Origin of the sequence: Methanospirillum hungatei, assembly GCF_020216685.1 — an archaeon.
GTDB lineage: Archaea > Halobacteriota > Methanomicrobia > Methanomicrobiales > Methanospirillaceae > Methanospirillum > Methanospirillum hungatei_B.
Map to the genome: position 1 here is coordinate 1 of NZ_JAIWNS010000179.1, position 11028 is coordinate 11028.

8 protein-coding genes and 1 tRNA gene are annotated in these 11028 nt (G+C 43.6%); 8 read left to right on the forward strand and 1 reads right to left on the reverse strand.

The genetic code is table 11. The annotated features are described in order from the left end of the window. Positions 1-251 precede the first annotated feature (251 nt). The 4 genes from LDL35_RS11160 to LDL35_RS11175 all read left to right on the forward strand — a co-directional run bounded on the left by LDL35_RS11160 (position 252) and on the right by LDL35_RS11175 (position 5838). Complete coding sequence (locus LDL35_RS11160) at positions 252-644, forward strand: hypothetical protein (protein ID WP_011447546.1); 393 nt, start codon at positions 252-254, stop codon at positions 642-644. Between the two features lie 162 nt (positions 645-806). Then, positions 807-2450, forward strand: a complete 1644-nt coding sequence (locus LDL35_RS11165; RefSeq protein WP_304022439.1) for a CARDB domain-containing protein — start codon at positions 807-809, stop codon at positions 2448-2450. Positions 2451-2488: 38 nt separating this feature from the next. After that, positions 2489-5323, forward strand: coding sequence for a methyl-accepting chemotaxis protein (locus tag LDL35_RS11170; protein ID WP_304022441.1), 2835 nt, complete (start codon positions 2489-2491; stop codon positions 5321-5323). Between the two features lie 41 nt (positions 5324-5364). Beyond that, complete coding sequence (locus LDL35_RS11175; RefSeq protein WP_304022442.1) at positions 5365-5838, forward strand: hypothetical protein; 474 nt, start codon at positions 5365-5367, stop codon at positions 5836-5838. A gap of 3 nt (positions 5839-5841) precedes the next feature. Here the strand turns inward: LDL35_RS11175 and LDL35_RS11180 are convergent, their stop codons facing one another. Further along, positions 5842-6330 (reverse strand): helix-turn-helix domain-containing protein, encoded by a 489-nt coding sequence (locus tag LDL35_RS11180; protein ID WP_304022444.1) that lies wholly within the window; start codon positions 6328-6330, stop codon positions 5842-5844. A gap of 129 nt (positions 6331-6459) precedes the next feature. Between LDL35_RS11180 and hypD the strand changes: the two genes are divergently transcribed. The 4 genes from hypD (at position 6460) to LDL35_RS11200 (ending at position 10707) form a co-directional block, all read left to right on the forward strand. Next, positions 6460-7488, forward strand: coding sequence for a hydrogenase formation protein HypD (gene hypD / locus LDL35_RS11185; RefSeq protein ID WP_304022445.1), 1029 nt, complete (start codon positions 6460-6462; stop codon positions 7486-7488). A 427-nt stretch (positions 7489-7915) separates the two neighbouring features. Continuing rightward, positions 7916-8197: a hypothetical protein gene (locus tag LDL35_RS11190; protein WP_304022447.1), complete on the forward strand. Its 282-nt coding sequence runs from the start codon at positions 7916-7918 to the stop codon at positions 8195-8197. A 529-nt stretch (positions 8198-8726) separates the two neighbouring features. Next, positions 8727-8798 (forward strand) — tRNA-Arg (locus LDL35_RS11195). Positions 8799-9009: 211 nt separating this feature from the next. Then, positions 9010-10707, forward strand: coding sequence for a histidine kinase N-terminal 7TM domain-containing protein (locus tag LDL35_RS11200; RefSeq protein WP_304022448.1), 1698 nt, complete (start codon positions 9010-9012; stop codon positions 10705-10707). Positions 10708-11028 lie beyond the last annotated feature (321 nt).

Below are 11028 nucleotides of genomic sequence, written 5' to 3' on the forward strand. Positions count from 1 at the left end.
GAAAAGAACAGGTAATGATCCATGGCTGACCAACTATACAGATTATTCAGCATTTGTCGTTTTTCATTATAATACTGCAGTATTTGTAGTCTCGAGATCAGATCTTTGAAAAATCCCTGTAAATTCTCTAAATGAGATAAACATGCGAAACTCTCCCCTTATAGGGGAAGAAGCCAAGAAAATTTTAAGATAATCGGGTGACCGATATAATAATAATATAATAAAAACAATGGAATGAATCAGGGATGGGGATGGGTCCGGATACAGTAGTTCATCTTTCGGATACCGATATTGAGATAATTGATATCCTTTCTGACGTTGGTTTGAAGAGTGGGGAAGCACGGGTGCTGGTTGTGCTCTTTAAGGGATATGACCTGACCTCGCGTGAGCTCGAACGGATATCTGATCTCAGGCAGCCAGAAGTCAGTATAGCAATAAACCAGCTTATTAAACGGAGCTGGGTATATGTTACCAGTCATATCACCGAGAAAAAAGGGCGTCCGGTCAAGGTTTACAGTCTTCAGCGTTCGATTGATGAGATCCTTGATCAGATCAAAGGTGAGATTGAAGGAGACTACCGCAGAAAGATTGAGGTTATTGAGCGGGTCAGAGTGATGGTCCGTGAGGCAAAGGAAACCGAATAACTCTCCCTTTTCATTTATCTCCTGTATCAGGGAACAATATTTATTCGGATTAAACGGATACCTCTTTTTTGCAGATCATAATCAGATATAATGGAGGGTTTCTTCCACCAGAAATATCAGGGACTGATGTCATACGCTACTGTATATATCTGGTGATCATCTGTGAAAGTGGCGTTCTGGGTAGCATCCATCATTCTTGTTCTGATCTGTTCTGTCGGTGTGGTCGCTGGCGAAGATATGACCGACCGGATTCAATATGCTGAATACTGGTATCAGCAGGGAGTGTCTGAGTTCCTCTTAAAGCACTATGACCGGGCGCTGTATCTGCTGGATACTGCAGTCGCCCAGGATCCGGATCTTGCCGATGCCTGGTACTGGCGTGGAGTGGTTCTCAGTGCTCTTGGCGATAGTGCGGGTTCAGCTGAATCGATAGCAAAAGCAAAAGCCATGAACCCCATGATAGATGATCCCTTCCATCGGCGTGTCGGCCCTCTTGCAGAGCTGGTCATTACTCCTGTTCCGACACCCCGGACCGTCAGGGATGAAGGGCAGCCACAGATGGTGGAGACAAAGATTGATCTCTCCAAGCAACCGGATCCGACCGGACCTGATATGGTTATCACGTCATTTGCTCCCCTGGTCAGGGAAGGAAATCCGCAGCTAGAGGTGAAGGCCACTGTTGTAAACCAGGGATACCGGCCATCCACGGACTTTTTCATAACCTTCTATGCGTCAGATGATGCAACAATCACTCGGGATGACACGCCGATCGGGTATTATCTTATTCCGAACCTGAAGCAGGGTATGGAGAAGAAACTTGTTGGGTACTTCCCGATGGACCGGATGCAGCCGGGAACCTTTTACCTCGGGGCTATTGCTGATCCGGCAAATGAGATCATGGAGGTTTCAGAGGATAATAATGTGATCGCATCAGCCTCAAAAGTAACCATTCCTGATGTGAAGAGTTCGGCATTCCTGGTCACAACCGGTTCTGTGCCATTTGTGTCAGAAGAGACGAAAGAGGATTCACGATTTACCATTACCCGTCCGGATCTTGTGATCAGTAAGGTTACCAGCCAGCAGTCTGCAGTACAGGGCGGGACCCTGAATGTGAATACCACAGTGAAAAACCAGGGGTCGGCATCTGCAGGACCATTCAGGATCTCGCTCTATCTCTCACCAGATGCCCTGATTACTGAACAGGATCGTGAGATCGGATATGGGGACGTTACGGATCTCGGGGTCGGGATGCTCCGCGATGGAACCGCCGTTGCAACCGTCCCGGCAGATCTCATCCCCGGCACGTATTACCTGGGCGTGATGGTGGATTCAGGAAAAGTCATATCTGAAGAGAATGAAGCAAATAATATTCTCTTTGCCGATAAGATGGTGAAGATCTCCGCCGGGACCCAGCCGGTCGTGACTGAAACTCCAAAACCACCCGCACTTCCAGATCTTACCATCCCTGATGTCAGTTCAGATAGTGAAGGAACCCCGGGCGGAGTCATGAATGTCTCAACATCAATACGGAATGTTGGAACAGGTGATGCAGGTTCCTTTATTGTCGAGCTCTATCTCTCCACCGATACCGAACTCTCTGATGAGGATATTCTGTTGGGTATGGGTGAGATACCAGAACTCCCCGCAGGCACTCAGTCTGATGGGAATGCTCCAACCCCGATTCCGGTGAACATGACTCCGGGAATATATTACTTTGGTATCCTGGTAGATGGTGAGAATGATGTCATCGAATCAGATGAAAACAATAATATCAGGTTTGCAAAAATCCCGGTAACCATCAAATAAATCACTCAACTCTTTTATACTATTAAGGGGGAAACACTATGCATACGAATAACAATAGTGTGGGAATTCCAATGACAGATAAACTTCGTGATATTCTTCTACACATCCTCTCTGACGATCCAAGTACCGATATTCCTGGTAGTGACGTAATTCAAAGAGAAAGTGACCGTGAGCTGTTGGCATCATTTGTACAAAAAAGGGCCGTTCTCCAGAAAAAAAAGAACAGGATGGATGCAATTTTTGCCCATAGTCCCCAGCCGATACTCATCCTGAACCCGGAGGCCCTGATAACCGAGGTAAATCCGTCATTTCTTCAGATCAGCGGGTTTTCTGCAGAAGCATGTATTGGAAAACCGATCCAGACCATAGTGCCTGGATTTGTCCTTCCAGGTCATGGATATGATAAGAGCAGCAGAGATTCAGAAATTTTCACCCTGGATTTCCCCCTTGGAAGGCGAGTACTCGAGCAGTATCCCATCCCGGTTCGAGATGAATCTGGCACCCGTACTGAGATAATTCTTGTCTTTAAAGATATCACAATCCGGGTCCAGGCAGAACAGAAGGCAGAGGAGATACGGGAAAAACTGGCACATGATTATGGTGAACGTGTCAAGGAACAGAAGCTTTTTTACTCGGTTGCATCACTCATCCAGGACGATACTCTGTCGGTACCGGATGTACTCAGCAAAGTGGCATTTTTAATTCCTCCCGGCTGGCAGTACCCGGAAGAGACCGTCGCACGTATCCTGTACGATGGAAAAGCATATCAAACTCCTGATTTTATCGAGACTACCTGGATTCAGCGGGCTCTCTTTCGGACCCGGCGGGGAACAGAGGGTAAAATCGAGGTAGCCTACCTGTCAGAAAAGGCTCCCGAATATGAAGGCCCGTTCCTGCTTGAGGAGAGAAATCTCATTAATTCGCTTGCCGAGATGCTCAAGACGTATATTGACCGAAAGGAGGGTGAGCAGGAACTTGAGAAAAAGATGCATGATCTTGGCGAGCGTGTGAAAGAACAGCAGCTTTTCTACAAAACTGCATCGCTTATCCAGGACGATTCAAAGAAGATAACCGAAGTGTTGCAGGATGTTGTTCTTCTCATTCCTCCAGGATGGCAGTATCCTGAGATCACCGGCGGCCGGATTCAGTACGGGGATACTGCACTTGCAACCCCTAATTTCCGGGAAAGTCCATGGATTCAGACATCATCATTTATAACCCGTACCGGTATGACCGGAAAGATAGATGTTGTCTACCTTGAAGAAAAACCCCCGGAATATGAGGGACCATTCCTCAAAGAGGAGCGTAATCTGATAAATTCTCTGGCAGATATGCTTAAGACCTATATTGATCGCAAGGAGGGAGAACAGGAACTGGAACGCAGGATGATGGAGATTGAGGAATTGGAACACCTGAATAATACGATAGTCCAGCAGATCCCAATGCCGGTTCTGCTTATTGATGAGAACCAGCAGATTCTGGTGACGAATGATGCATATATCCGATTAACGGGATATACCAGGGAAGAACTCCTCCATATGACTCCCCGTGATATTACTGTCCTTGAATATTCAGGAGAGGGTTTAAGGGAGTTATTGTCCACTAGGAAACCCACGTTTGGCGAACTTACCTGTGAATTTCCTCTTGGGATCAGGATTCTTGAACAGTATGGTATCCCGATATTCTCCAGGTCAGGGTCGCTTGAAAATTTTTTGATTGTGTATAATGATATCACCGAGCGAAAACGGCAGGAAGAAGAGGTTCAGAAATTACTGACCGACTCCAGAACAATGTCTGAAACACTCTCAAAGAGTGCTGAGGATCTTGAAACCGGTATGGCACGGATGGCAAAAGGAGATCTCAGATATCGTGCACCGGTCATGGAGCAGGATCCCCTCTCAAAAATAAAAAATGATTATAACACTGCTCTTGCTGCCATCTCGCTTCTGATAGAAGAACTTGAAGGTTCTATCTCTCTCCTGACCGGAACATCAGAGAAAACACTCTCGCAGACAGATAATATCAAGCAGGCAATTCGAGATATTGCAGATGATGTTCAGAACTCAACTGCCGGAGCTCGTGAGCAGATGGAGGAGACAAGGCGGATATCTGATGACATCCGTCTCCTTTCTGAACGTATCAGTCAGATTGTTGATATCACCACACGGCTCATGGAACTTGCAGCTCAAACAGCCAGCCAGGGGATAGAGGCCGGACAGATAGGGGGTGTTGCCAATGAGAAGATGGAGTCTGTCGGGAAGATCAGTGCAGATAATATGAAGCAGATTACCGGACTGAATGAACAGATGGCAGAGATTGATAAGATAGTCCGGCTCATTTCAGATATCTCCAGTCAGACAAACCTTCTTGCACTCAATGCGGCAATAGAGGCCGCACGGGCCGGTGAACATGGCAGGGGATTTGCGGTGGTTGCCCAGGAAGTAAAAAACCTGGCCGGTCAGTCAAAATTAGCAACCACCCAGATTGAAGAACTTATCCGGACTATCCAGTCAAAATCGGCTGATACCGTTACCTCAATTGAAGCAGCTTATAAGGAGATTCAGGAGGGAATCGCAAGTGTGAATAAGACGATTGATGTTCTTTCCTCAATAACATCTCATGTGACCGAGATATCAGATGGTATCAGCCAGGTTATGGTTGCGACGAAGGATGAAGAGGTACTGATGAACCGTGTCCAGGAAGGTATCGGGGTAATGAACTCAGAGAGTGAGAAGAATCTGGCACGTATGGAAGAGATATCACACCGGATGGATGAGAGCAGGCATGCCACAGATGATATTGCATCCTCCTCACGGGAGATTGCCCGTCTCTCCGGAAATCTGAAGAAGCAGGCTGACAGATTTTCTCTGTAATCAGGAGTACCCTTATATTGAAACGGGTGAAACCTTCAGGTATGAACATTCGAGAACTTACCGGGTTATGTACCCTTCTTTCTCTTTTCATCCTGGCACAGACCGTATCAGCCGGCCCTGCTCTCACTGATGATGACACGGCATTTCTCTCTGACATTCTCACATCCGGAATCCCGATGTTATACCAGACTCCGGAAGCGATGAATATCGGGGTATATTATGGACGGGATACCGCGATTGCCGATATTGCATCCAAAAAGAGTGAAGCGCTTCTTTCTTTTACCGAGAAGATAAAGGGGTATACGTTGAGCCCTGAAACGGCGAAAATTCGTGACTCATGGCTTAGTGCTGCTGACAAACTAAAAGCTGATCTTGAGGAGTATGGGACACTTATCCCAGGATGTGGATCCTGTGTGGCTGCAATGAATGAGATGTATCCTGACCTTCTTGCATCCGCTTCATCATTCCAGAAGGAATTCATAACTTTTTATGAGAAAAATCAGGTTACTCCCTGATTCTCATTCTATTCTTTTACACAAGACGTCGATTGCTTCCTGGAATGTCCGGCTGTCAGGCCGTACGATTACGACCGGGATGTCAACGATCCGCTCTATCAGGGTTGCAAGAATGGGAGCACAGATGATTCCACCTGCCCCTTCCTTTTCTGCCCGGACCGCTGCAACGATGCAGTCCTCCATGGTATTCGCAGTATATCCCTTGATCCTGATCTTTCTCCCGTTCATTTCGATGGTCCCGGCTCCAATTTCATCAAGGAGAAATTTTGCAGCGATGATGGCGATCATGTCCTGTTCATAGGGTTCCAGTGCCTGCACAATGGCCCGGACCGTTGATAACCGGGGATCGCGTTCTCCTGAGGTAATCTTATACAAAGTCGCAGGTGGAATCCCCGCAAGTTCTGCAAGTTCCTTCAGGCTCATCTGACGGCGGTCAAGTGCCTCTTCAAGGGCAGATTTAAAATCTTGTCTGAAGACGGAGCGGGAGAACATACTTACAGGTATGAGGTTTCTCCTCTATGACTGTTCAGGTAGGTCCTTTATATACTCACTTATTCTGGCATCTGTTCCTGTTCTTGATGAGTATCTTTTTCACGTTTCAGGTTGACGTTTGAGAGATTTATGGCCGGGAAGAATCCGATTGCAGAGAAAATTCATGAGCTGACTGACCGGGATCTCACATTTATGCATGTATGCGGAACGCATGAGGCCGCTATCGCACGTCATGGTATCCGAAGTCTTCTTCCAAAGAATCTGAAGATTGTGATGGGTCCCGGATGTCCGGTCTGTATCACACCACAGGGAGAGATAGATGCAGCCCTTGAGTTTGCGGAAAAAGGGTGCATCATTGCGACATATGGTGACCTGCTCAGAGTGCCTGGTTCGAACGGATCACTCGAGAGCTCCGGAGCCGATGTCCGTATTGTTCAGGGTGTGCATAAGGCTGTTGAGATTGCAAAGAATACCGATAAAGAGGTTGTTTTCATATCAGTCGGATTTGAAACAACCGCACCAACCGTTGCAGCAATGCTTCTGACAAATCCTCCGAAGAACTTCTCCATTTTGAGTTGTCATCGCCTGGTTCCTCCCGCAATGGAGTGGTTGCTATCCCAGGGTGAGGCTGCTTTGCATGGATTTCTTCTACCCGGCCATGTACTGACTGTAACCGGTCTTGAAGAGTACCGACGCTTCCCGGTCCCTCAGGTTGTTGCAGGTTTTGAGCCTGATGATATTCTACTCGGTCTTCTCATGCTGGTCCAGCAGATCAGGGAAGGCACTGCACGGGTCGATAATGCATATCCACGAGCAGTTTGTGAGGAGGGCAATCCGAAGGCCATGGCGGTGATGAATATGGTCTTTGAACCATGTGATGTTGAGTGGCGGGGATTCCCGGTTATTCCTCAATCTGGACTCCGGCTTCGTGAAGAGTTTTCTGCATGGGATGCCCAGAAGAAGTTTGGTGTTGAGATTAAGCCGACGAAGAAACAAGCCGGATGTATCTGTGATAAGATCCTCCGGGGTATTGCAACACCGGTTGATTGTAAACTTTTTGATAAGACGTGTACGCCACGGACTCCTGTCGGTCCGTGTATGGTCAGTCATGAAGGAGCGTGTAAAATCTGGCACCATTACCACATTCGGAAAGTATAAACCCGATATGTGATCATGATGATCTGGTCATGGTCTCTCTTTTTAGTTTGTGAACTCTCGATGGACCTCTGACACCGAGGGGCAGTACCGGTAAAGTTACTGCTTAATTTTTGAGCGCCTGTCTGGGGTGACGTATGAGGGCAGGTTCAGATCAGACGATCATCTTACTCACATGGACTGATCTTATATGTAATGTCAGTTTTCCAGAGACGGGCTGATCAAGCAGTTGGTAGAATTTGAAAAGTTCACACCTGAATAGGTAGAATACGGGGCAAAGGCTGGCGGGTATTATTAAAATATGAACATTATTCAACCGTCACGGAAAACAAGGGGTGGCTGCTATGGTTAAAAAATCTCAATAATATGAAATCTTCATTTATTAAAGGATAATAGAGACTATATGATGCATTGGAGATAATAGATTATTATGGCAGTCACCGTATTGTTGAGCGAATCAGACTACAAACTCGTTCAAATATTGAAAGCTCGTGACGATGCATCATCTGATGGCGAAATTCTTCATAAATGCCTCATGGACGCAATCGATCCTACTGAAGCTGAAATCATCGCAGAACTCATGGAACAGTCGAACGAACCGGATGAGCCTATTAATGAGGAGACTATGGAGGGAATTCGCCGGGGGCTTGAAGATGTGAAGCAGGGAAGATACCGGCCTCTTGATGAGATTTCCAAAGAGATGGGGATCTGATTGCATTATCATGTCTCTTTCTCTGATGAAGCAGAAAGCAATCTAAAACGGCTTCAGCGGGATATTGCGATAAGAATACGAGATAAAATCAAATGGCTTGAAAAGGTAAATAATCCCAGAAAATATCTGCGGAAGGTTTGAGGAATATGTGACGTTCCATTGTATAGATACCGGGTCGGAGACTATCGGGCGTTTCTTACTTTTGAAGATGACAAACTCATTATCATCGTTATCGAAATCGACAAACGGGAAATATTTACACAAAATAGTTCTCTCCCCATAATAAATGTCATGTATAATTTATTGAAATGAATCCTGGCTTTTATCTAATTAACAAGTTGGATAAAAATTTTTGGATTTATTGATATTAATATTCAGAGATATCAGCCAATGTTCCGCGTGTTATATCAACGGTAGAAAATTTGTCTGATATGGAAGTAGTCAATCAATTTTTTCTCTCTAATTAACGCTGAAAAATCATAGAAAAACCAGAGCCTTTATCTGTGTATAGTGAGTATATAGTAGGGTTGCCCCGGTAGGGTAGAGGATATCCTTGGAGCCTCCGGAGCTTTAGACCTGGGTTCAAGTCCCAGCCGGGGCGTAAATAATAAAAGTCTGAATCATCTGATGAAACAGAGTGGCTTTGCTTTTTTTCTCTGATATTGAAATGAAGTGACGGGCAAACATTAACCTGTTATCTGATTACAAGTCATAGAATTGCTTAATTTTTTTGAATAAATATAGGAGGCGTAATCAATAGAATGAAGCAAATGAAAAAATAGATCATCTTTTCTTTCCAATAAAACTCATATATGATCTTCCAGAATTACCCATTCTTTTTTATATCGTTTATTTGTGCGGTTATTTCTGGATTTTCGGCATATTATGCGTGGAAACGGAGAAAGGTCAGAAGTGCAGACTCCTTTACGTATCTTATGATTCTTATCACCTGGTGGGTATTTTTTGAGGGTTTTGAATATATTTCAGCTGATTCAAAGATGCAGTTTTTATTTTTAAACTTGGAATATCTGGTAATTCCCTGGATACCCGGAGCACTGATCTGGTTCTCTCTAAAATTCGGCGGTTATGATAAATATTGTACCCGAGAGAGTTTTATTATTATTTTCCTGGTTCCAGCACTAATTTTTTTAAGTTTTTATACGAACGATATTTTTCATCTTTTCTATCACAGTATCACCTATGTTCAGTATCAGGGTCTTACCGTCCCTTCCTTTATACCTGGAGTCATGTACCGCGTTTTAAATATAACTGTAATAGCTGCTCAGGTTTTTTGTTTTATTGTCCTGATAAAAGTCCTTCTTCAATCACCCCGAGTCTTTAGGCTTCAGATGGCAGTCCTTATCATGTCCATTTTTCTTTTATTCGTTAGTATGGTTTTCTTCTTTCTCATTCCTCGACCTTTTCCAAATTTTGATCCTATTCCTCCTTTTTTAGTTATTATTAATCTATTAGTCCTCATTTCTATCTTCAGATTTCAACTATTTGACCTTATTCATATTCCCTATCATGCAATTTTTGATAATCTTGAAGAAGGTATTCTGGTTCTAGATTCTAAAAACAGAATAATCCAGATAAATCCAAGAGCATCAAAAATGCTTGGAATAGTTACGGATCATGTAATTGGAGAGTATTTTAATTCATTTATTTCCATATTACTTCAGTTTGGTGACCAATTAAATAGTAATGATATTAATCACTTACGGTTAGATGCTGATACCCAGGAAACCGGATTATCTCTCCTTATAGATATTTATCCTGTCTTGGATTCATCAGGAATGGTGCAGTCTCGAATGATCATAATGAGGGATATTACTGAAATTACAAAAACTTCACGAGCTTTAACAGAGGCTGGAAAGAAACTAAATCTCCTCAATTCAATAACCAGGCACGACATTATTAATCAGGTTGCAATCATAACTGGCTATGCTTCTCTTGTTAGTGATACTATCAGGGATGACTCTGAAGCAGTGAAACAGATTGATTATATTTTATCAGCATCAGATTCTATAAAAAAACTGATTCAATTCACAGCAACATATCAGGATCTAGGGATTGGAAAGCCAATCTGGCTTGATGTGGATGAGATGGTGCGAAATGCATGGAATACCCTTCATCCACCAGATTCTATTGTACTAACAGTTAATACGCATTTAGAAATTTTTGCAGATATGCTCCTTGAAAAAGTTTTTTTTAATCTTATGGACAATTCACTTCGCCATGGGATATCTGTTACAAAAATTACCATTTCTTTTTATGAGGAAGAAAGAGGATTTTTATTAATTTATCAGGATAACGGACATGGTATTGAGCCAGGTTTGAAAGAAAAAATCTTTTCGAGAGGATTTGGTAAAAATACAGGATATGGACTTTTTCTGGTCAGGGAAATTCTCTCAATTACTGGGATTGTTATTAAAGAGAATGGATTGTATGGTGAGGGAGTACGGTTCGAAATGACAATTCCTAAACAAGGAGGGAGAATAAAAAATTAATAGATTCGATTCTGATTCACGCAAAAAATTTTGTGCCTTTCGTAATATCTTGAAATAATTGAATGAAAAGACGGTTTCCAAGGGATGTACCGTCTATAATAAAATGATTTTAAATTGTTTTAAACCGTTTCGCATTATCTAAATATAGTACAATTTTTTGAAATCTGAATGTTACAGAAGGTTTCTTTTCTATGGCTCATGAATCTGTATAAGCGTATTTTTTTACGAATTAAACTCTTTCAGGTAGCCAGCTGCCAAATCATATGCTCGTATCACTGTCTCTTTGTTTATATTCGGGACACCGCATGATACAATATGAAT